The organism is Exiguobacterium sp. s183 (genome assembly GCF_018617655.1).
GTDB classification, from domain to species: domain Bacteria; phylum Bacillota; class Bacilli; order Exiguobacteriales; family Exiguobacteriaceae; genus Exiguobacterium; species Exiguobacterium aestuarii_A.
The window spans coordinates 51019-73548 of record NZ_JACSKN010000003.1 but is presented as its reverse complement, the minus strand read 5'-3'; the positions used below and the strand labels follow the sequence as shown (position 1 = coordinate 73548).

22 protein-coding genes and 1 other RNA gene are annotated in these 22530 nt (G+C 50.0%); 18 read left to right on the top strand and 5 right to left on the bottom strand.

Annotation, left to right across the window (positions count from 1 at the left end; all coding sequences use genetic code 11):
• Positions 1-26: 26 nt before the first annotated feature.
• Positions 27-1205, top strand: coding sequence for a hypothetical protein (locus KNP62_RS08730; RefSeq protein ID WP_214785257.1), 1179 nt, complete (start codon positions 27-29; stop codon positions 1203-1205).
• A 114-nt stretch (positions 1206-1319) separates the two neighbouring features.
• On the opposite strand, the gene KNP62_RS08725 is transcribed toward KNP62_RS08730, so the two are convergent.
• On the bottom strand, positions 1320-1541 hold the full coding sequence (locus KNP62_RS08725; RefSeq protein WP_214785256.1) for a hypothetical protein: 222 nt from the start codon (positions 1539-1541) through the stop codon (positions 1320-1322).
• A complete protein-coding gene (locus tag KNP62_RS08720) occupies positions 1514-1864 on the bottom strand; it encodes an iron-sulfur cluster biosynthesis family protein (protein ID WP_214748512.1) in 351 nt (116 codons plus the stop codon). The genes KNP62_RS08725 and KNP62_RS08720 overlap by 28 nt, the downstream gene beginning before the upstream one ends.
• Before the next feature lie 120 nt (positions 1865-1984).
• Here KNP62_RS08720 and KNP62_RS08715 point away from each other — a divergent pair, with 120 nt between their 5' ends.
• Positions 1985-3697: an ABC transporter ATP-binding protein gene (locus tag KNP62_RS08715; protein WP_214785255.1), complete on the top strand. Its 1713-nt coding sequence runs from the start codon at positions 1985-1987 to the stop codon at positions 3695-3697.
• A gap of 101 nt (positions 3698-3798) precedes the next feature.
• Positions 3799-4839 (top strand): alcohol dehydrogenase family protein, encoded by a 1041-nt coding sequence (locus KNP62_RS08710; RefSeq protein ID WP_214785254.1) that lies wholly within the window; start codon positions 3799-3801, stop codon positions 4837-4839.
• 27 nt (positions 4840-4866) lie between these two features.
• Here the strand turns inward: KNP62_RS08710 and KNP62_RS08705 are convergent, their stop codons facing one another.
• Complete coding sequence (locus tag KNP62_RS08705; protein ID WP_214785253.1) at positions 4867-5520, bottom strand: YczE/YyaS/YitT family protein; 654 nt, start codon at positions 5518-5520, stop codon at positions 4867-4869.
• Between the two features lie 336 nt (positions 5521-5856).
• On the opposite strand from KNP62_RS08705, the gene KNP62_RS08700 reads away from it, so the two are divergent.
• The 3 genes from KNP62_RS08700 to KNP62_RS08690 all read left to right on the top strand — a co-directional run bounded on the left by KNP62_RS08700 (position 5857) and on the right by KNP62_RS08690 (position 8195).
• Entirely contained in the window at positions 5857-7071 is a 1215-nt protein-coding gene (locus KNP62_RS08700) for a DASH family cryptochrome (protein ID WP_214785252.1), read from the top strand.
• A 74-nt stretch (positions 7072-7145) separates the two neighbouring features.
• Positions 7146-7332: non-coding RNA, 6S RNA (ssrS, locus tag KNP62_RS08695), on the top strand.
• Positions 7333-7427: 95 nt separating this feature from the next.
• Entirely contained in the window at positions 7428-8195 is a 768-nt protein-coding gene (locus KNP62_RS08690) for a tRNA threonylcarbamoyladenosine dehydratase (protein ID WP_214785251.1), read from the top strand.
• A 12-nt stretch (positions 8196-8207) separates the two neighbouring features.
• Here KNP62_RS08690 and KNP62_RS08685 read toward each other — a convergent pair whose 3' ends face one another.
• Positions 8208-9524 carry a replication-associated recombination protein A gene (locus tag KNP62_RS08685; RefSeq protein WP_214785250.1) on the bottom strand — a complete coding sequence of 439 codons (1317 nt, stop codon included), beginning with the start codon at positions 9522-9524 and terminating at the stop codon, positions 8208-8210.
• Positions 9525-9584: 60 nt separating this feature from the next.
• Here KNP62_RS08685 and cymR point away from each other — a divergent pair, with 60 nt between their 5' ends.
• The 4 genes from cymR to KNP62_RS08665 are packed head-to-tail and all read left to right on the top strand — an operon-like array spanning position 9585 to position 12939.
• Positions 9585-9992: a cysteine metabolism transcriptional regulator CymR gene (gene cymR, locus KNP62_RS08680; RefSeq protein WP_214695418.1), complete on the top strand. Its 408-nt coding sequence runs from the start codon at positions 9585-9587 to the stop codon at positions 9990-9992.
• A gap of 18 nt (positions 9993-10010) precedes the next feature.
• Positions 10011-11147 (top strand): cysteine desulfurase family protein, encoded by a 1137-nt coding sequence (locus tag KNP62_RS08675; RefSeq protein WP_214785249.1) that lies wholly within the window; start codon positions 10011-10013, stop codon positions 11145-11147.
• Positions 11148-12269 carry a tRNA 2-thiouridine(34) synthase MnmA gene (gene mnmA, locus KNP62_RS08670; RefSeq protein WP_214785248.1) on the top strand — a complete coding sequence of 374 codons (1122 nt, stop codon included), beginning with the start codon at positions 11148-11150 and terminating at the stop codon, positions 12267-12269. It abuts the gene before it with no gap.
• Positions 12270-12279: 10 nt separating this feature from the next.
• On the top strand, positions 12280-12939 hold the full coding sequence (locus tag KNP62_RS08665; RefSeq protein ID WP_214760583.1) for a tetratricopeptide repeat protein: 660 nt from the start codon (positions 12280-12282) through the stop codon (positions 12937-12939).
• A 57-nt stretch (positions 12940-12996) separates the two neighbouring features.
• Here KNP62_RS08665 and KNP62_RS08660 read toward each other — a convergent pair whose 3' ends face one another.
• Positions 12997-13545, bottom strand: coding sequence for a VOC family protein (locus KNP62_RS08660; protein WP_214785247.1), 549 nt, complete (start codon positions 13543-13545; stop codon positions 12997-12999).
• 115 nt (positions 13546-13660) lie between these two features.
• Between KNP62_RS08660 and KNP62_RS08655 the strand changes: the two genes are divergently transcribed.
• The 8 genes from KNP62_RS08655 (at position 13661) to KNP62_RS08620 (ending at position 22529) form a co-directional block, all read left to right on the top strand.
• Positions 13661-14347 (top strand): hypothetical protein, encoded by a 687-nt coding sequence (locus KNP62_RS08655; protein WP_214785246.1) that lies wholly within the window; start codon positions 13661-13663, stop codon positions 14345-14347.
• A gap of 70 nt (positions 14348-14417) precedes the next feature.
• The gene (gene recD2 / locus KNP62_RS08650; protein ID WP_251125647.1) at positions 14418-16625 is read left to right on the top strand and encodes an SF1B family DNA helicase RecD2; all 2208 of its coding nucleotides are present in this window, start codon (positions 14418-14420) and stop codon (positions 16623-16625) included.
• 309 nt (positions 16626-16934) lie between these two features.
• Positions 16935-19577 (top strand): alanine--tRNA ligase, encoded by a 2643-nt coding sequence (gene alaS, locus KNP62_RS08645; RefSeq protein WP_214785244.1) that lies wholly within the window; start codon positions 16935-16937, stop codon positions 19575-19577.
• Between the two features lie 37 nt (positions 19578-19614).
• Positions 19615-19881, top strand: a complete 267-nt coding sequence (locus KNP62_RS08640) for an IreB family regulatory phosphoprotein (protein WP_015881196.1) — start codon at positions 19615-19617, stop codon at positions 19879-19881.
• A 1-nt stretch (position 19882) separates the two neighbouring features.
• A complete protein-coding gene (gene ruvX, locus KNP62_RS08635) occupies positions 19883-20305 on the top strand; it encodes a Holliday junction resolvase RuvX (protein WP_015881197.1) in 423 nt (140 codons plus the stop codon).
• 13 nt (positions 20306-20318) lie between these two features.
• The gene (locus KNP62_RS08630) at positions 20319-20615 is read left to right on the top strand and encodes a DUF1292 domain-containing protein (protein ID WP_078146594.1); all 297 of its coding nucleotides are present in this window, start codon (positions 20319-20321) and stop codon (positions 20613-20615) included.
• Between the two features lie 67 nt (positions 20616-20682).
• The gene (gene mltG / locus KNP62_RS08625) at positions 20683-21825 is read left to right on the top strand and encodes an endolytic transglycosylase MltG (RefSeq protein ID WP_214785243.1); all 1143 of its coding nucleotides are present in this window, start codon (positions 20683-20685) and stop codon (positions 21823-21825) included.
• A gap of 62 nt (positions 21826-21887) precedes the next feature.
• Complete coding sequence (locus tag KNP62_RS08620; protein WP_214748553.1) at positions 21888-22529, top strand: O-methyltransferase; 642 nt, start codon at positions 21888-21890, stop codon at positions 22527-22529.
• Position 22530: the final 1 nt, after the last annotated feature.

Sequence of the window (22530 nt, the reverse complement as noted above, 5' to 3'; positions counted from 1 at the left end):
AATGTATTTTGAAAGTAGGGGAAATGTTGAAGCGAATTAATACGTTGGCATTAGGGGTATGTCTAGGGGTTGCAACGGTGTTATCCGGGTGTACGGATGACACAGAAGCTGCACCAGAAGTGGAAGAGGTTGTTCAAAAGACGGAGTCGACGACAGAATCGACACCGGATGCACCAGCAACATCCGAACCGGAGGAAACATCGGAACCAGCCATCCGTTTACAAAGTGCGGGAGAGAGCGAACCGATTGGGGAAGTGGAATCGTATGACTTATCTTTATTCTTTGCAGATCAAGTACCGATGATCGCACCAGAGCACATCACTGGCAACCGAATCGTCTATACGGAGTTGATTGAAGAAAGCAGCAGTCAAATAAATGTATACGATACGGGGCGTAATACAAACGATCTTATTCATACGTCCTCAAAAACGATTGGGAATCTTGTCGGGATTCAAGATGAAGTATTTTGGGTTGAATATGTACAGGCTGAAGGGTATGCATATGAATGGTCGATTTTTACGATGTCGTTGGATGAACAAAAGCCTGAACAAATAGCGGAAGGGACTAGTCGGTTTGAGACGCCCGTTCCTTATGTAACAGCTTCAGATGATACCGTCACATGGGTCGATTATGAGGCGTCGGCATCGGATACGAAGACGACGGTCATGCAGTTCTCACCGATGTCGGATTCGATTCAAACGATTGAGGCATTTACGCTCCAAGAAGAGGGAAAGCGTGACGGGGAATATATCTTTGATTATCGCTCGGGTGAGGAAGGATTAATCCTACATAAAAGTATCTTCAACAAAGGTGACCTGACGAGTAGATTAGTCACGACCGATGGTTCATTTGATGAAGAAGGTGGGGCATTGATTGATTTCGAACGAGGAAGCAAGTTTGTCTCCCTTGGCAAAGAGGGAAGAGTCGAATTTATATCCGCAACTCCGTCCCCTGTAAAATACGTGTATAACGGCTCGCAGAAAAACATTACGTTCGATGCGTTTCGCTATTTGCGTGACGATTATATATTGTTCCGTGAAGGGATGAATCGATTGCTTATCGCGGATTTAAAAGAAGAGACCGTTTCGTATTTACCGAATGACGGTGGAACGGTATCCAAGCCGGTCTTTAAAGATGGCAAATTAGCGTATGCTGAATTAGATGGTGAGGGATTGGTTCGTTTCTACGTCATTGATGTGAAGTAAAACGATGAATGTCATCGGTAGTACGGTTTTATGAAGGGAGGGGGTTCGCAAATGCGAACCCTTTTCTTTTGAATATAAAAAAGGAAGATTCGTCCCTGAAAGACGATATCTCCCTTAATTCTTTTCCTCATCGCGTTGCATATACTTTGCTGTTCGCTGCAACGCAAAACCAAACGCAAACAGCGAGGCGATGACTGCGGACATCGTATAGACTGAATCGATGAACGCTAAATAAATTCCAAGCAGGCCAAGCCCGAAACTCGCGAAAAAGAGAATGAGCAGTCTCGGATGTTGTTTCAGCGTCTGTTTCATCGGCTCGGGACGTTCAACTGACAACCTGTACCGTCCGTGACGAGAAGGTTGGAATTGAATACTTGTCCGTCACTTTTCAAGACGAGCGTACGACGGTCTTCAAGGAAGTCGATTTTCATCTGTTCGTCTAAAAATACTTTCGTCCAGTTTTTGATTAAGATCGGACCAAGGTTCGATTCGATTTCGACGTCTTCTGGGGTCTTCTCCGTGACGTATCGAATTTCGAAAATCCCGCTATTTCCACAGCCGCAACCTTCCGTCTCATAGAAAAGGTGCATTTGTCCCTCACGTTCGCCTTTCAATGACTCGATTCGTTCGAGCGCACGTTCTGTAATGTGTACATGCATGTGTATCACTCCTTACTTTCATTATACGCCGATTGAAAAAAGAATGAAAAAGGGATGCATCCTGTTTTCCACCTTTCGGAAAAAAGCGTACACTTAGAGTGTTGAGAAGGGGGAAAGAGAATGATTTCACGTTTTTTTAGTTATTATCGACCACATAAAAAGTTATTCCTGCTCGATTTTTCATTCGCGATTCTCGTCGGATTGCTTGAACTCGGGTTTCCGCTCGCCGTTCAATGGTTCATCGATGACTTGTTGCCGGGTGGGGAATGGAACTGGATTATCATCGTCAGCATCGGTCTGTTGATTCTATACATATTGGCCATGATGATGCAGTATGTTGTCAACTACTGGGGGCATAAGCTCGGGATCAACATCGAGACAGACATGCGGGAAGAGTTGTTCACACATATCCATAAACAGTCGTTCCGATTCTTTGATAATCATAAGACCGGACATTTGATGAGCCGGGTGACGAACGACTTGTTCGACATCGGGGAAGTGGCGCACCATGGACCGGAAGACTTCTTTATCGCCATCATGACGTTGCTCGGTGCGTTCGGGATCATGTTCTCGATCGACCCGGAACTCGCACTCGTCACCGTTGTCGCGGTACCGTTCCTGATCATCATGATCACGTATGCGAATAAGAATATGAACAAGGCGTGGCAAAAGATGTACACGAACATCGGAGAAGTGAACGCACGTGTCGAGGACAGTGTGTCTGGGGCACGTGTCGTCCAGTCGTTTACGAACGAGGCGTTCGAGATCGGACGTTTCCAAAAAGACAACAATTTCTATCGTGGCTCGAAGATTGAGGCATATCGTGTCATGAGTACATCGCTCGCGGGCATTTACATCACGACGCGTCTGATGACGTTGCTCGTCCTCGTCTACGGGGCGTACTTAACGTACGAGGGTCAGTTATCATACGGACAGCTCGTCGGGTTCATCTTGTACATGAACTTACTTATCAAGCCGATTGAAAAGATCACGGCACTTTTAGAGATGTATCCGAAAGGGATGGCCGGGTTCAAGCGATTCACGCAGTTGCTCGATGAGGAGCCAGACATCGAGAATCGTGCGAATGCGATTGAAGTCGAGACGTTGAAAGGCGATATCGTCTTTGACGACGTCTCGTTTGGCTACTCGGACTACCGTCAAGTGTTGACGGATATCGACTTGTCGATCAAGGCAGGGACTACCGTCGCGTTAGTTGGGACGAGCGGAGCGGGTAAAACGACCATCTGTTCACTCATCCCACGCTTTTATGATGTGACGAATGGTGCCATCTCGATCGACGGCATGGATATCCGCGACATGACGAAAGAGAGCTTACGTCGTCAAATCGGAATCGTGCAACAGGACGTCTTCTTGTTTGCGGGTACGCTACGTGAGAATATCGCTTACGGGAAGCTCGATGCGAGCGATGCGGATATCATGCATGCGGTCGAGAAGGCACATCTTGGGACGCTCGTCGAGGAACTCGAGCACGGTCTCGACACACAAATCGGGGAACGTGGACTGAAGCTCTCGGGTGGTCAGAAACAGCGCATCGCCATTGCGCGCATGTTCTTGAAAAATCCGCCGATTTTGATTTTGGATGAGGCGACCTCGGCGCTCGACACGGAAACGGAGGCCATCATTCAAGATTCACTCAATGAACTGGCTGCGAATCGGACGACGCTTATCATCGCCCACCGTTTAGCGACAGTAAAAAATGCCGATCGCATTCTTGTCGTGACGGCGGAAGGAATCGTAGAAGATGGAACGCATGAAGAGCTTAGCCAAAAAGGCGGCGTCTTCACGAACCTATTACAACGTCAACAACTGTAAACGGAAGGTCACCTCTCTAAAAGGTGGCCTTTCTGGCGTGATATAGGTGGTTCGTGGGTAAATACATATGGATGAACGAAAGAGAAGGAGGAAGATTCACCATGAAAGCTGTACAAGTCGTAGGATACGGTGATGTCGATCAACTCCAAGTGGTCGATATCCCAAAACCGACACCAAAAACTGGAGAAGTGCTGATTAAGGTACGCGCCTGTGCCATTAACAATACAGAAATATGGATGCGAGAAGGGGCGTATGGAACTGGCGAGAAGTCAGGGTGGCGCCCGGAAGGCGTCCAGTTCCCACGCATTCCCGGTTCAGACATCACAGGTGAAGTCGTCGAGCTCGGGGATGGGGTCGATCAAGCTTGGATGGGACGACACGTCGTCTTGTTCCCATTCACCTCGAGCGGTCCTGAACGAAAAGAACATTTGTCGGACGATATGTCCTTTATCGGGTCGGAATATGACGGAGGTTACGCAGAATACGTAGCCTGGCCGGCTGACCTTTGTTTTGATATGCCACTTGATGATTTTGTCCAGAGTGCGGTCTTTTCCGTGAGTGGACTCACGGCATGGCATATGAACGAGCAGTTACACATCCGTACCGGTGAAACGATTGTCGTCACGGGTGCGAGCGGTGGCGTCGGTTCGCTCAACGTTCAAATTGCCGCGAACGTTTTTGGTGCGAAAGTGTTCGCCATCGTTGGTGATTTGAAGAATGAGAGAGAGTTAAAGGCGTTTGGGGCGACGGAAGTCTTTTCTTATCGTTCTGAGACGCTTGCGGAAGACATCATCGTTGCGAACGGTGGTCCGGTCGATGCCGTGCTTGACGTTGTCGGAGATGCGTTGTTTGGTGTGTCTCTTCAAGTATTGAAGAAGGGCGGGAAGTTCTGTATATCCGGTTCTGCTGGCGGACAGACGACCCATCTCGACTTCCGGACACTCTACTTGAAGCATATCGCCATGTACGGGTCTGTGCTCGGGACACGCTATGAATTCGCAGAAATGTTGCGGTCGATTGCAGAAGGGAAGCTGAAACCGGTCATTGATCGGACGTTCCCGCTCGAAGAGGCGCGTGAGGCACAAACGTATTTCAAACAATCCGGTAAGTTCGGAAAGATTGTCTTGATTCCGAACACATAAAAGAGAGGGGGGTGATCCCTCTCTTTTTCATGCAAATTTGACTTTCAAGCGATCGACGTAGGCGATGAACAGACGGAAGCGTTCCAACCAGAACTGGAAGAACGGACCGATGAGGAAGATGGATAGGACGGTACCGAAGAAGAGCGGTCCCCCGAGCGCCCAACCGATGAGACAGGCGATCAGCTCCATCCAGGTCCGCATGGAACGGACAGACGTGTTAAACCGGTCTGCTAAGGCGAGTGTCAATCCATCGCGTGGACCGGCTCCATATCCGACGGCGACGTACAAGCCGGCTCCCATTCCCATCACGAATATCCCGAACGTGAGCCAAACGACGTTTACAAATAATCCATCGAATGTCGGGAGCCATTGCTCGTTCAAAATCAGGTTCATAAATACCCCGACAAACACCGCGTTGACGAGCGTGCCGAATTGAGGACGGATTCGGTCGAGTATGTATTTGAATAGGACGAGTAGAAGTCCCACGCATAAAATCACCGTTCCGATTGAAATCGGAAGGTGGTGGGCAATCCCGATATGCAGGACGTCCCATGTAGAGACACCAAGATCTGCCGTGATCATGATAGATGACCCGAGTGCGAGCAAGAACAGCCCGGTCATGAAAAGACCCCATTTGAAGAGAATACGTAAAAAGTGGATGGATCGGACTTGCACGAACATCGCCTCGTTTCCATGAAATGATTGATTTATCTTAGCACACTCGGTTTGAAAACATGAAAAAAACGCCTCAGCTTGTTGGCTGAGACGCTGGATTCATTTCTTCGGTGATTTCTTTGCTTTGTTCTTTTTATAGTAATCGTAGACGAACGGTGCGACCGCCGTCGCGATTTTAATCAATGTTCCCATTTTGCCTCTTTTAGCCATTATGTTGCACCCCTTTCTCTTCTAAAAGAATATATTCCACACAAATTGATTTTAAAAACATATCTCTAGCACATTCTATTCTTATGGACTGCATATAAACCCATCATACTAAGGAGTGGAGGAGGTCTATTCATGAAAACAATCATTTGGTATCAAAACGATTTACGTGTCGATGATCATTTACCCCTCGAGGAAGCATTGCGTCATGATGATCCGATTGAAGGTCATTACTTTATCAGTCCAAAACAGCTCGCTGAAAATCGTTATGGCGTCATTCCGCTCGGGAGCGAACGACTCCATTTCCTGAAGGAGTCGTTGGAGGATGTGGCCGGTTCATTGGATGCGCTCGGAATCCCATTTTTTGTTCATGTCGGTCATCCGCTCGAAACGCTCGACCCGACCGACCGTCTCTTGTTTCAACGGGCCATCGGGTACAATGAGCGCCGGCGTGAAGAAGAGGTGATGAAAAAGTGGAAAGGGGAGTACGAGGCGTTCGATGGATTCACGTTATTTGAAGAGGATGACATCCCGTTTGAAAAAATGCCGTTTCTTTTCACAGAGTTTAGAAAAGCGGTCGAATATGATGTCCGTCCTCGTGAACTAATTTCCCGAAAGGCGACTGCTGCTACACGCGAGGTGACGTTCCCGTTTCCGCTTCAAAAAGTCGAGCAAGACCCAAGGACGGCATTTCCGTTTAAAGGTGGCGAACTGGCTGCGAAGCGTCGGTTGAATGACTATTTGTCCGTACCGATTCGAACATATAAAGAGACGAGGAATGGGTTTGGAGTCGATGACTCGACGAAGTTGTCTGCGTATTTAGCGAACGGGTCATTATCGCCACGACGGGTGTTCTTTGAACTTGAAGCGCATGAACGAACGCATGGGGTGAACGAATCGACCTATTGGCTCTACTTTGAACTCTTGTGGCGTGAATTTTTCCAATGGGTTGCGCTCGAACAAGGGAAGAAATTGTTTCGGGCACAAGGTATCCGGTCGAAGCGAAAAGACTGGCGCGTCGAGGCGGATGTCATTGAAAAGTGGCGACGGGGAGAGACGGGCGTCGATTTCGTCGATGCGTTCATGCGTGAATTGAATGCGACGGGCTGGATGTCCAATCGGGGACGGCAAATCGTGGCCAATTATTTTGCCAAAGAGTTAAAGCAGGACTGGCGCTACGGGGCTGCCTACTTTGAATCGAAACTGATTGATTATGATGTCGCGAGCAATTGGGGGAATTGGGCGTACCAGGCGGGTGTCGGAAACGACTCACGTGACCGACGTTTCAACATCGATCGTCAGCAGTTCACGTATGATCCAGATCGTGCGTTTCGTAACAAATGGTTGTGACCAAACTGTCACGAGAAGTCGGTGTTTCTCATTGACTTCTTTTTACAGAAGCGCTATAGTTAAATCAACAGATGGGATACCTGAGGTGTACGAGAGCCGCCTTCGTTATTTTGAGCCAACACTTTGAATACGGGAGACCGAACTGCTAACCAGATCAACTGCCTCATCACGTGCAGGAGGACTTGTGAAGGAAACGCTAGGTCACCCACCTGCATACGCAGGTTCAAAAGCAGGGCATCGTCACGGCACTCCGGGCCCCATCGATTTTTTTGTAAATACGTCGCGAGACGTCTTTTTTTTGATTATAATTCCGAGTAAAATAGTATGAGAAAATAGAATTAGTTGGAGGAAGAAATATGTTACACCAGTTTTCACGAAATGAATTGGCCATCGGCTCTGAAGGCCTTGATGCTCTAAAGAATAAAACGGTCGCGATTTTAGGTGTCGGTGGCGTCGGCTCGTTTGCGGCAGAGGCACTTGCGCGCAGTGGCGTCGGGCGCATCGTCCTCGTCGACAAAGATGACATCGACATCACGAACGTCAACCGTCAAATCCATGCATTATTGTCGACAGTCGGTCAACCGAAAGTCGAAGCGATGGGGAAGCGTCTTCTCGACATTAACCCGGACTTAGACCTCGTCCAATTGAAAATGTTTTATACAGAAGAGACATACGAAGAGTTCTTCGCTCAAAATATCGATTACGTCATCGACGCCTCAGATACGATCATCTATAAGATTCATTTAATCGTGGAATGTAAGCGTCGCGGCATCCCGGTCATCTCGAGTATGGGGATGGCAAACAAGATGGACCCGACACGTATCAAAGTCGTCGACATTAAAGACACGTCATACGACCCGATCGCGAAGATGGTCCGTACCCGTCTACGTAAAGAAAAAATCTACAAAGGTGTTCCGGTCGTCTTCTCAGATGAATCTCCGATCGTGACACGCGAAGACGTGAATGAAGTCGTCGGGAAGAAAGACGCTCCGATCCGCAAAGCGAAGATGCCACCGAGTTCGAACGCCTTCGTCCCATCGGTTGCAGGACTTGTGGCTGCCGGTTACGTGATTAACGATTTGCTCGAAAAAGCGGGCGTCGACATCAACCGCATCCAAAAATAAAACGACGCTGGCTCATTTCGAGTCGCGTCGTTTTTCCCAATAATCGAGCCGTTTTCGAATCTGTTGCTCGAATCCACGTGGCGTCGGTTTATAGTAGGTTGGTCGTTTTCGGGCTAAGTTTTCTGGCCAGTAGTTTTGAGGAACGAACCCATCTTTTTCATCATGTGGGTATTTATATCCGACCCCGTTTCCGAGTTCGCGAGCCCCTGGACTATGAGCATCACGGAGATGTACGGGTACAGGTCCACCCTCAACTGTACGGACGTGATGGAGTGCCTTGTCGATGGCGGTGATGACCGCATTTGATTTTGGTGCGGTCGCCAAATAGATGACAGCTTCGGCAATCGGGATGCGGGCTTCCGGGAAACCGATGTATTCGCTCGCTCGAGCCGCCGCATCCACGATGAGTAGTGCGTTCGGATCGCTCATTCCGATATCTTCGGCAGCATGGACGTAAAGGCGACGCATGATGAAGCGCGGCGATTCGCCAGCTTCGATCATGACGGCTAACCAGTATAGCGCCGCATCAGGATCCGACCCACGAATCGATTTGATAAACGCCGAGATGACGTCGTAATGTCGGTCACCCGTCTTATCGTATTTGATTGACTTCTGTTGAATAGACTCTTCCGCGACCTCGAGCGTGATGTGAATTTGTCCATCTACTTCTGGTGTTGTCAAGACGGCGAGTTCGAGTGCGTTCAATAGGACACGGTAGTCACCATCTGCCATTTTGATATAATGGTCAGCGGCAGCTTCATCCATCTTCACCGGGTAATTTCCGAGCCCACGTGAGTCGTGTAGTGCACGCTCGAGGACGATACGTAACTCCTCGGCACCTGGTGGCTCAAGCCGAAACACGGTTGCCCGTGACAAGAGGGCTGCGTTCACTTCAAAGCTTGGGTTTTCGGTCGTCGCTCCGATGAGGACGAGTTTTCCGGACTCAAGGGCAGGGAGGAGCGCGTCCTGCTGGAGCTTATTAAATCGATGAATCTCATCTAAAAAGAGAATCGTGCGCTCGTCCTCATAGTCAAACCGGGACTCCGCTTCACGAATGACGTTCCGCAATTCATCGAGTTTGGCTGTGACGGCGTTCAATTGGACAAATGTCGCTTTCGTGTAATTCGAAATGACACGGGCGAGTGTCGTCTTCCCAGTGCCCGGTGGACCGTATAGGATAATCGTGCCGAGTCGGTCGGCTTCGATGGCACGGCGAAGTAGCTTGCCCTCACCGATGATATGGCGCTGTCCGATGACGTCATCTAACGTTTCGGGGCGCATGCGGTTGGCGAGCGGTCCGCCATTCGATTGATGAAACAAATCAGGCATACGTAACCATTCCTTTCGACAAACGTTTGTTCGATTAGTATAACAGAAGGAGACTTGAAGATGAAAATATCTACTAAGGGCCGTTATGGCTTAACGATCATGATTGCGTTGGCGCGAGAAACTGACAACAAGCCGCTCAGCTTAAAGAAGATTGCGGCACGCCATGAGTTGCCGGAGCATTATTTGGAGCAATTGATCGGTCCACTCCGTAATGGTGGACTCGTCAAGAGTGTACGCGGCGCGTACGGTGGCTATCAGCTCGTCAAACCGGCAGAAGAAGTGACGGCGGGTGAAATCATTCGCTTACTCGAAGGGCCGTTAGCCGTGGTCGAGGAATCTGAAGCAGATGATGCGGTGAAACGGAAGCTTTGGGATAAAATCAAAGAAGCCATCGATACCGTCCTTGACGAAACGACACTCGCCGACCTTGCCGAGGAAGAGTCAGACGGCTATATGTTTTATATTTAAGAACGAGGTGACCCTTACATGAACTATTTTGATCACGCTGCGACGACACCGATGCGACCAGAAGTCCTCGAGGCGATGACCCCTTACTTTTTAGAGACGTACGGCAACGCGTCGAGCATTCACGGAATTGGGCGTAACGCGCGGGCGGCGCTCGATTCGTCACGTCGCGTCCTCGCGAAATGGATCGGTGCTTCACCAAACGAGATCGTCTTTACGTCGGGTGGGACGGAGTCAGATAACTATGCCTTGTTCGGTGCGGCATATGCCCATCAGGAAAAAGGCAAACATATCATCACGACAAAAGTCGAGCACCATGCCGTTCTTCATGCGATGGAACAGCTCGAGCGTGAGGGCTTCGAGGTCACGTATCTCGATGTCGATGCGTCGGGATCCGTCACTGTCGACGCCGTGCGTTCAGCCTTACGGGATGACACGATTCTCGTATCGGTCATGTACGGCAATAACGAAGTCGGGACACGCCAACCGATTCAAGAAATCGGTGAGTTGTTGCGAGACCATCAAGCTATTTTCCATACCGATGCGGTACAAGCCCTCGGGACAGAACTGATTGATGTAAAGGCGATTCATGTCGATTTATTGTCGGCGTCCGCACATAAAGTGAATGGACCAAAAGGTATCGGTTTTCTTTTCATGAAAACAGGTGTAAAATTAGCGTCACGTTCTTTTGGTGGACAACAAGAACGTAAACGTAGAGCCGGCACGGAAAATGTTCCGGGTGCCGTCGGATTCCAAAAAGCAGCTGAACTCGTCATGGCAGAGCGTGAGGACCGAGTGGCTCTCTATGAGTCGCTCGATCTGGCACTACGTCAGCGCCTTGACGAACTAGGCGTATCTTATGAGGTGAACGGATCAAATCGTTTACCTCACATCGTGAACCTATACCTTCCTGGAATTGACCTTGAACCCTTCCTCATCATGATGGATATGCGGGGCATGGCGATTTCAAGCGGAAGTGCCTGCACGGCAGGGTCGGTCGAACCGTCCCACGTATTGTCGGCGATGTACGGGGATTCAGAACGGACGCGTCAGTCTGTTCGAATCAGTTTTGGCCACGGTAACTCGGTCGAGGGCGCGAAACGGCTCGCGGAGCGACTACAAGAAGTCGTCTCGACATTTATGAACGGAGTGAGATAGATGAATTTACGCACGAAAGCCCCTGAAGAGACGACGGTCGTCGTCGGGATGTCAGGTGGCGTCGATTCATCGGTGACGGCCCACGTATTGAAAGAACAAGGGTATAACGTCATCGGGATTTTTATGAAAAACTGGGATGACACGGACGAAAATGGTGTATGTACGGCGACAGAGGACTATGAAGACGTCATCGCCGTCGCGAACCAAATCGGGATCCCATATTATGCGGTCAACTTTGAAAAAGAATATTGGGACCGTGTCTTTGAGTATTTCTTGGCAGAATATCGTCTCGGTCGTACACCGAACCCGGACGTCATGTGTAACAAAGAAATCAAATTCAAGGCGTTTCTTGACCATGCGCTTCGACTCGGTGCGGACTTTGTCGCAACCGGCCATTATGCACAAGTGGAATACGTCGACGGCGAACACCGCTTGTTGCGCGGGAAAGACGACAACAAAGACCAAACGTATTTCTTGAACCAATTGTCTCAAGACCAGCTCGCGCGGACGATGTTCCCGATTGGTCATATGGACAAAAAGGATGTACGTGTCATTGCTGAAGAAGCAGGACTCGCGACAGCGAAGAAAAAAGATTCGACCGGAATCTGCTTTATCGGTGAGCGGAACTTCAAGGAGTTCTTGTCGGAATACCTGCCGTCACAGCCAGGTGAAATGCGGACGCTCGACGGTGTCGTCAAAGGGCGTCATGACGGGTTGATGTATTACACGCTCGGACAGCGTCACGGTCTCGGAATCGGTGGCGACGGGGACCCTTGGTTCGTCGTCGGGAAAGACGTCGAGAACAACGTCTTGTTCGTCGGACAAGGCTTCCATCACGACGCGCTCTATTCAGATGCGCTCCTCGCTTCGAAACTGTCTTGGACAGGGGCTGCTCCTTCAGGAGAGTTCCGGGCGACAGCGAAGTTCCGCTATCGTCAACAAGACGTGCCGGTCACGGTCGCTCCACTTGAGGGCGGCGAAGTACTCGTCAAGTTCGACGAGCCACAACGTGCCATCACTCCTGGACAAGCGGTCGTCTTCTATGACGGCGACATCTGTCTCGGTGGGGCAACGATTGACGAAGCGTACCGAAACGGAAAACGACTCGACTATATCGGATGAGGTGATTGATATGAACGCAAACGAACAAGGCATCCAAGCGATGCAACAAGGTGAATTCGAACAGGCAGCCAAACATTTCAATGAGGCGATTGAAGCGAACCCGACGGACCCGACTGGTTTCGTCAACATGGGGACGTTGCTTCAGGCGATCAACGATTACGATCGTGCCGTCATCTTTTATGACAAAGCGATTGAACTCGATGGCTCGTTCGGTGCCGCGCATTATGCGAAAGGTGCCCTTGCCTATGAACTCGAGCAATTGGAGACGGCAGAAGCGTCGCTTCGCCAAGCGCTCCTCTCGGGGATGGATGATGCCGATCTTCATTTCATGCTCGGCTTGACGTACAAAGCGATGGGTGACTTCGTTCGTGCGATGCCGCGCCTGCGTGAAGCGAAGAAACAATCGCCGGAAGACGTGGAAATCACGTTCCAATACGGACTTGCACTCGCACAAAGCGAACAGCTTGAAGAAGCGGTCGTCGCGTTAGAAGAGACGCTCGACCTCGATGCGAGCCATACGGATGCCCGTTACAACTTGGCAATCGCGTATGCGTTCTTGGGTGACCAGGAACGGACGTATGCCGAACTTCAACGCGTCTTGGAGATGCAACCGGATCACGAACTCGCACGTGATGCCATCGCGAAGATGGACGCACTGCTCGGGAACTGATCTCTTGAATAGGAAAGTGCCATCGCAATGGAGCGATGGCACTTTTTTTGGTGGCAATTAAAGTTGTTTCGTCGTGATTTTGACGGGTTCTCCGGCGAAGTCGCCGTATGCCTCGTCCATATTTTTCGTATACAGTTCGATGATGTTGTGGCTCGGGTCTTTAAAGTATGCCGAGCGTTCTTTCCCATTCTTTGTCTCGTCCTCGTCCCACGTCCGTAGTTTTACAGGCACATCGGTCTCATCTAGGATCTCGAGTGCCTTTTCAAACGACTCCATCGGAACGAAGAACGCACAGTGGACGTGGACCCCACCTTCATCATAGAGCGTGTCCCACTCGGTCACGTCCTGTTTTCGGTTCGCATCCTCTTCTTCTGTAAAGTTACGTTTCAGCCAAAGCCCTAGCCGCGTATTCCCTCCGATGTAGAGCCACGTTGCCCATGGCTCATTCGCTTGTTCTTGCGATTCACTTGGCTCGGCATCGTCTCCGACCCATTGTTCGACGACGGGGAGACCTAATTTTTCATGCCAAAAGGATACGGCTTCTTCCATATCTGTCACTTCTAATACAAGTTCACATAATCCGCTGACTGGAATTCGTTTACCCATGTATGACTCCTCCTTCAATGTGTCATTCGAACAGTTCCCGCTTTCTTCAAATCAAAAACGCGACTAGCTGTCTTGAAGTGAGGGAATGACACTTTATAGAAGGAGGTCGAATCGTTTGCGAAAATATAGCATGGTCAGTGTCATTTTATTTTTTATTATTGAGTATGTGTGGTTCACGCAATTATTTGAAACGGTGAACCAGCGACTTGCGGATGGGAAGTGGACGAACACGATTTTATATCAAGTTGTCGTCGAACCGCAGGGGCTTTTAACGCTGTTGCTCATTCTATTCGTGGCGCTCCTCATTGTCGGATGGATTGTTCATTATGTGTACGCGGAAGAGAAGTCCTGGCAACTCACGTCTGAACATGTTGGGATTGGCTGGATCGTTCCGTTGATTCTTGCGATTTTAGGTTTGTTGATTCCGAACGTATACGTTCAGGTCGGAATCTTATTCCTACAATTGACGTTCATCCCGCTCATCCCATTGATTGGACAGACCGTCCCATTCTGGAAAGTCGTGACGAATTGGTTGATTCAGTTAGCGGTCATCGGTCTCGTCCTGTTTGGCACGCGGGGGATGTTGGAGGATTCGATTCGAATCGAGAAGACAGAACTCTTCACGAGACTTGAGGCGTACGAGGCGTCAGGTGACTTAGACCGGATCCAACGCTTGATTGAAGAGGTGGACCTCGAACAAGTCGAGCGGATTTTGGACCGGGTCGACCTTGAACAACTTATTCGCATTTTGGAAGTCGTTGACCTTGACCGAATCGAGCAAATCTTGAGTCTGTTCGACTAGGTCATTTGTTCAATCGATTCATCTCGGGCTATAATGAATGATGGAAAAATAGCTGGAGGTGTCGGATATGATGGCAGCACCTTACGAGTTGACTGGAAAAGTCATTCGAGTCCTGTTTCAATCAGAAGAAGAAGCGCATACCATTGCGCTCGTACGAATAAAAGAAAAGAACTTTGAGACGGACGAGACCGAGATGGTCATCGCTGGCGTCGGGGTCGGTATCGAAAAAGGGGAAACGTATAAGGCGCACGGTCGTCTCGTCGAACATCCCCGATTCGGAAAACAGATGAAGGCGGATTGGATTCGTCGCGTCGTTCCGATGACGAAACGGGCCGCCGTCCGCTTTTTGACGAACGGTTCCTTTCCCGGGATCGGACAAAAGACGGCGCAAAAGATTGCGGATTCCCTTGGGGACGACTGTATCGACCAAATCGTGAAGCATCCGAGTATTCTCTCGGAAGTCGAGGGATTAAAAGAAAAGCAGGCGCGTGTGATCACGGAACGTCTGAACGTCTTATACGGGGTCGACCAACTGCTCTTGTTTCTCGCTCCGTTTGACGTGACACCGCGTCTCGCCTCAAAGATTCATAAAGAATATGAAGGACGGGCGATGGAGACGATCGAGAAGAATCCGTATGCACTCATGTACGATGTACAAGGCATCGGATTTAAGACGGCGGATGCCATCGCCGCGCATTTCGGGATTCAAGGCATTCATCCTGAACGTATCGCGGCAGCGGTGCTTTACGTGTTAGAACTCGAACAAGGGAACGGTCACCTCTACGTGACAGCGGAGCAACTTGAAGCGGAGATGCCTCGAATCATCGGGGCAGACCCAGGTGACGCACTCGTCACGGCATTAGAGTCGCTCGCAAAAGACGAGCGGGTCGTCATCGATGACGGGGTCGTCTATCATCCTCGGGTGTTCCGCGCTGAACGAAAGGCGGCAGAGGAATTGGCGCGTATCATGGCGACATCGACGACGGAAGACGTGGACATGACGACCATCTTTGACGCGGTCGGACGTGTCGAGGAGATGTTTTCGATTGAATATGCGACCCAACAGCGAGAAGCGATCGAGCTTGCGCTCAAATCGCCACTCATGGTGCTCACCGGTGGGCCGGGTACGGGGAAGACGACGGTCGTTCGTGGGATTATTCACGCACTCAGTGACGTCTTCGACTGGAAGTTAGAGCCCGTACCGAACCAACCGTTCCCGTTCGTCTTGGCCGCACCGACGGGTCGGGCCGCGAAGCGACTCAGTGAATCGACGGGTCTTCCGGCATCGACGATTCACCGTCTCTTGAAATTTGACGGAAGTTCGTTCCAAGTCGATGAGACGAACCCACTTGCGGGGAAAGTGCTCATCGTCGACGAAGCGTCGATGATTGATATTTTCTTATTCAGAAGCTTACTCAAAGCGGTACCGAACGGGATGAAAATCTTGTTCGTCGGGGACCGCGATCAGCTCCCGTCAGTCGGACCGGGACAAGTGCTCGCCGATCTAATGGCGACGGATGGGATTCCCGTCGTCCGCCTCGACGTCGTCCACCGTCAGGCGTCGGAGTCGAGTATTTTACGGCTCGCCCATTCCTTGAACGCCAAAAAGATGCCAGAAGATTTATTGGCGGCGCTCCCGGACCGTCGCTTCTACACGGCGAACCAAGAGACGGCGCTTCAAGCGATTTGTCAGATGGCAGGAGCGGCCCTCCGGAAAGGATATTCACCATTTGATATCCAAGTGCTCGCGCCGACATATCGAGGTGTATGCGGAATCGATGGGCTGAACGAAGCGCTTCAACACGTGTTCAATCCAAAATCGAGTGCCCGTGAAGTGAAACATGGGACGCGTATTTATCGAAATGGGGATAAAGTGCTACAACTCGTCAACAACGCCGAGGAGAACGTCTATAACGGGGACATCGGTGAGATCACGAACATCTTCTACGCGAAAGAGAACGTTGATAAAGTCGATAAAATTTATATCCGATTCGATCAGACGGAAGTCGAATATAACCGTAGTGAATGGGATCAGTTCACCCACGCCTACGCCATCACGATTCATAAGTCACAAGGGTCCGAGTTCCCAATCGTACTCATGCCGGTCTTCTTTAACGGCGGCTTCCGCTCATCGCGAAACTTGATTTATACGGCCGTGACACGGGCGAAGAAAAGCTTGCTGTTGTTTGGGGACGTACGGGCACTCGAGGCGGCAACGCGAGAAGAAGAACCCGTACGGCGGACAAAATTGGTCGAACGCTTAGGCGGGAAGTCTTGACGTCTTCATAAGCGCATGTGATAATGACGAATAGACAACTGAAACGATACAGACGATGAAGGAAATGAGTACGTCGTCACCGCCTCTACAGAGACATCTTCCTAGGCTGCGAGAAGATGGAGGTCGGCCGACCGAAGCTATTCTGGAGTCCCCACTCAACCTGGGCGCCTCATCCACGTTAACGGATGTTCGAGGCACGGTGTTTACCGTGCGAACGAGGGTGGTACCACGAAGCGATGCTTTCGTCCCTTTCCACAGGGGCAGGCATCGCTTTTTTTCGTTTCGTTCAGAAATAAGGAGGAATTGTTCATGAAACCGCTCAAATCATTGACTGGCGCACAGATTCGCCAAATGTACTTAGATTTCTTCAAATCAAAAGGTCACAGCGTTGAGCCGAGTGCGTCGCTCGTACCAGTCGAAGATCCTACTCTTCTATGGATCAACTCTGGTGTTGCGACATTGAAGAAATACTTTGATGGACGTGTCATCCCAGCGAACCCACGAATCGTCAACGCACAAAAATCGATTCGTACGAACGATATCGAGAATGTCGGGAAGACAGCACGTCACCATACGTTCTTCGAAATGCTCGGAAACTTCTCGGTCGGAGAATACTTCCGTGAAGAAGCCATCACATGGGGCTGGGAACTGTTGACAAGTGACGAATGGTACGGTCTCGACCCAGATCGCCTCTCTGTCACGATTCACCCGGACGATGAAGAATCAAAACAAATTTGGTTGAACCTCGGCATGCCGGCTGACCGTATCATCCCACTTGAAGATAACTTCTGGGAAATCGGCGAAGGCCCATCTGGTCCGAACACCGAAATCTTCTTCGACCGTGGACCAGCGTTCGGAGACGACCCGACAGACCCTGAACTTTATCCGGGTGGAGAAAACGAGCGTTACCTTGAAATCTGGAACATCGTGTTCAGCCAATATAACCATGACGGGCACGGGAACTACACAGAGCTTCCACGTAAAAACATTGATACAGGGATGGGACTCGAACGGATGGCGAGCGTCCTTCAAGACGTACCGACAAACTTCGATACCGACCTCTTCATGCCAATCATTCGTGAAACAGAAAAAATCAGTGGCGACGTATATCGTCAAGATAGCAGCAAAGACGTTGCCTTCAAGGTCATCGCTGACCACATCCGTACCGTATCGTTCGCGATCGGAGACGGTGCACTCCCGTCGAACGAAGGACGTGGATATGTCCTCCGTCGTCTTCTCCGCCGTGCGGTCCGCTATGCGAAGATGCTCGGCATCGAGCGTCCGTTCATGTATGAGCTCGTCGAAGTTGTCGGTGACATCATGGTCGACTTCTATCCACAAGTGAACGAGAAGAAAGACTTCATCAAGAAAGTCATCAAAAACGAGGAAGAGCGTTTCCATGAAACGTTGAACGATGGACTTGCAATCTTGAACGAAGTCGCGAAAGCACAAAAAGCAGCAGGATCAAACGTGATCAGCGGTCAAGACGCGTTCCGTCTTTACGACACGTACGGTTTCCCGCTCGAATTGACAATCGAATACGCTGAAGACCATCAGATGACGGTCGATGAAGACGGCTTTAAGGAAGCGATGAATGAGCAACGCGAACGTGCACGTCAAGCGCGCGCTGACGTTGAATCAATGCAAATCCAGTCTGGCGTACTCGCGGACATCACGATGCCATCGACATTCCTCGGATACAACAACCTTGAGACGAACGCGAAAATCGTCAGCTTGATTCACGACGGGGAACTCGTTGACGTCGTCGCTGCAGGGGAAGAGGCACAAGTGATCCTCGATCAAACGCCATTCTACGCTGAGAGCGGCGGTCAAATCGGTGACAAAGGTCAAATCGTCGGCGAAGACTTCCTTCTTCGCGTAAAAGATGTGTCGAAAGCACCGAATGGGCAAAACTTGCACACGGTCACAGTCGAGTCAGGCGTCGCGAAAGCGGAAGTGGCAGTGACAGCAACGGTTGACCAAGACTCACGTCAAGCGATCGTGAAAAACCATACGGCGACGCACCTCCTTCACCGTGCCTTGAAAGACACGCTCGGCGAGCACGTCAACCAGGCTGGGTCACTCGTGACACCAGATCGTCTTCGTTTCGACTTCTCTCACTTCGGTCAAGTGACGGCTGAAGAGCTTCAATCGATTGAGCGTCAAGTGAACGAGAAGATTTGGGCATCGATCGGTGTCGACATCGAAGAAATGAATATCGCGGATGCGAAAGCAAAAGGTGCGATGGCACTCTTTGGTGAGAAGTACGGCGATGTCGTTCGTGTCGTATCGGCTGGGGACTACTCGGTTGAGCTTTGTGGTGGATGCCACGTATCTAACACGGCTGAAATTGGACTCTTCAAGATCTTGTCTGAATCAGGAATTGGAGCAGGAACGCGTCGAATCGAAGCGGTCACAGGTGCTGGCGCATACGAAGTAATGAACCAGCAAATCGAGACGCTCGAAACGGCAGCGAAACTGTTGAAGACGAAACCACTCGAGGTTCCAGCACGTGTTCAAGCACTCCAGGCTGAAATCAAAGACGTGGAGCGTGCTTCAGAATCGCTCAAAGCAAAACTTGCGAACATCGAAGCTTCTTCATTGACGGATGCAATCGAAACGATTGGTGACGTCCAATTGATTGCGAAGCGTGTCGATGGACAAGATATGGATGCCCTCCGTAGCATGGTCGACGACTTGAAAGGGAAACTCGGTTCTGCCGTGATTATCCTCGGGTCGGCAAACGGTGAGAAGGTCAACCTTGTCGCCGGTGTAACAAAAGACTTGAACGATCGTGGCTTCCATGCCGGAAAACTCATTAAAGAAGTCGCAACACGCTGTGGTGGCGGTGGTGGCGGTCGTCCAGACATGGCACAAGCAGGTGGCCGTGATGCAACAAAACTGGACGAAGCATTGAAGTTTGCTTCACATTACGTCCAATCACTGGCATAATAGAGTGTGAAGTGCAAACGGAAAGAGGTGGATTCTTGTGAGCCAAATGGATCGCACGATGCAATTCAATTTTCCAGAAGATGATCAACGTGCTAACACACGTGAGACGCTGATTACGGTATATCAAGCACTCGAGGAAAAAGGTTATCAACCGATCAATCAAATCGTGGGATACTTATTGTCAGGTGACCCCGCCTACATCCCACGTCATAATGATGCGCGAAACTTGATTCGCAAAATTGAGCGGGATGAACTTCTCGAAGAGTTGGTCAAATCGTATTTGAACGATCGTAGAGAGGATTAATATGAAGCGAGTCATGGGACTCGATGTCGGATCGAAGACAATTGGTGTCGCGGTGAGTGACCTGATGGGATGGACGGCACAAGGTGTGGAGACGGTCTACTGGACCGAACCTGACTTTGACGAAGCCGTCCGTCTCCTTCGTCCGTTTATCGAGCAGTACGATGTGAAAGAAGTCGTCGTCGGTCACCCGAAAAACATGAATGGGACAGTCGGTCCACGCGGTGAGGCGTCAGAGGCGTTTGCCGAGGCGTTCACAGAACAGACAGGCTTACCTTGCGTGTTGGTGGATGAGCGATTAACGACGATGCAAGCGGAACGGATGCTCATTTCAGCAGATGTCAGCCGCAAAAAGAGAAAAGCGGTCATCGACAAAATGGCGGCCGTGATGATTTTACAAAACTACCTGGACCGTTCCGGGAAATAAGGAGGAATCTCTCATGGCAGAAATCCGTCGTGAAGAAGAAATGTACCGTATTCCAGATGAAAATGGAGACGAGCATTTATTTGCAGAAATTTTCCGTATGACAAGCGACCGTTCGAAGAAAACATTCGTTGTACTCGAACCAGTCGGCGCTCCGGAAACAGAAGATGAAGACACAATCGAAGTATACGCATTTGAAATTGAAGAACTTGAAGATGGCGAATTCATCTTGAAGCTCGTCGAAGACGATGAAGACTTCGAAGAGGTCATGGAAGCATTCGATATCGTCAATGACGAAGTCGGTCTAGACTAAATAGGGGACGGGCGGCTAGGGATTTCCCTCGTCGCCTCTCTTTATAAAATGAACAGGGGAGAAATGCATGAATCATCCATCTATGTCAGATGAGAAACGTGCCCGCAACCGGATCGTTCGTCGCATCACGGTTGTCATCCTTGCCATCTTCCTTCTCGTCATCGCCACAGGCTCGGCACTCGCTTACGTCTTTGTGAAGCGCTCCGTCGAACCGATTGATCCGACATCGACGGAAACCGTTGAGGTCGAAGTCCCACTCGGTGCCGGTTCGGGATATATTGGTGAATTACTAGAAGAGAATGGGCTTGTAAGGAGTAGCACGATTTTCCGTTTCTATACACGCTTTAAAAACGAGTCATCGTTCCAAGCGGGGACGTATACGTTGTCACCATCTCAATCAATCGATGAGTTGATTGAAACGTTGCAAACAGGTAAAGTCATTGTGGTTCCTGATATCAAGCTCGTCATTCCGGAAGGGTTCACAATCGACCAGGTCATCGCGCGACTTGCGAAAGAGGCCGATATTCCGAAAGAAGAGATTTCCGAACAATTGAGTGACCGTGAATATATCAGTTCGCTCGTGAACGAGCATGAGATGTTGACGGAGGAAGTATTGCAGGAAGGCATTTATCATCCGCTTGAAGGATACCTGTTCCCGGCAACATATGAATTCAACAAAGGGGTAACACTCACTGAAATCATCGATGAGATGCTACTCCCGACTGAAAGCATGTATCAAGAGTACAAAGGTCGTTTGGCTGATTCAGGACGCACCTTCCATGAGACGCTCGCGCTCGCATCGGTAGTCGAGAAAGAAGCTGTTTCAACGGAAGACCGGAAAGAGATTGCCGGTGTCTTTGAAAATCGTCTAAACGACGGCATGAAATTACAGTCTGACCCGACCGTCTGGTACGGCACGGGGGAGACATCGATTTTCACTTCATTCGCAGATTTGGAGAACGATTCCTTATATAACACATATCGTTATGAAGGGATTCCGATCGGTCCAATCGCGGCTGTCAGTCGCGACGCGTTTGAGGCGGTACTCAACCCGAACGACACAGAGAACATTTACTTCTATGCACGCCCTCCACGTGAAGGGTTCCCGAATGGGGAGGTCTTGTTCGAAGTCAATTATGAGGACCATCAACAAAACGTCAATAAGTACCGTTCCGAATGGGAAGCGTTTGAAGAAGCGAACAGTAATTGATGGGACGACCGGAAGCGGATGCTTCCGGTCGTTTGAATGAAGAGAGTTAAGAGGTGGAACGAGTGGACCATGCATCCTATGAGGGATATGTAGAACAATTGATCAACGACCGCTCTCCGCTACTGACGGAGATGGAGGCATTTGCGCGAGAACATCACGTTCCAATCATGGACTTGACGGGCTCTGAAGTGCTTCTCTCTTTGTTGGCGATGCAGCGACCGACCCGCATCCTTGAGGTGGGGACGGCAATTGGCTACAGTGCAATCCGTATGGCAGAGTTGTTACCAGATGCCGAAATCGTCACGATTGAACGAAATGCTCGTCGTTTCGAAGAGGCGACTGGTTTTATCGGACGTTCTGATGTTCGCGATCGCATCACATTGATTCACGGTGACGCCGTTGAATTGATTGGTTCGATTGAAGGTGAGTTCGATGCCGTGTTTATTGATGCGGCAAAAGGACAATATCAAAAATTTTTTGATGGGTATGGCGCTTTAGTACCAATTGGTGGTACGATTTACAGCGATAATTTGTTTTTACGAGGGGACGTCTTACTCGAGGACGTGTCAGTACTTGACCGACGTCGACGCCGACTTGTCCGTCTCGTGAAACAGTTTACTGAGCAATTGATGGCACGGACCGATTATCATACTGCAATTTTGCCCCTTGGTGATGGCCTAGCAATCAGTCGTAAATTACGATGAG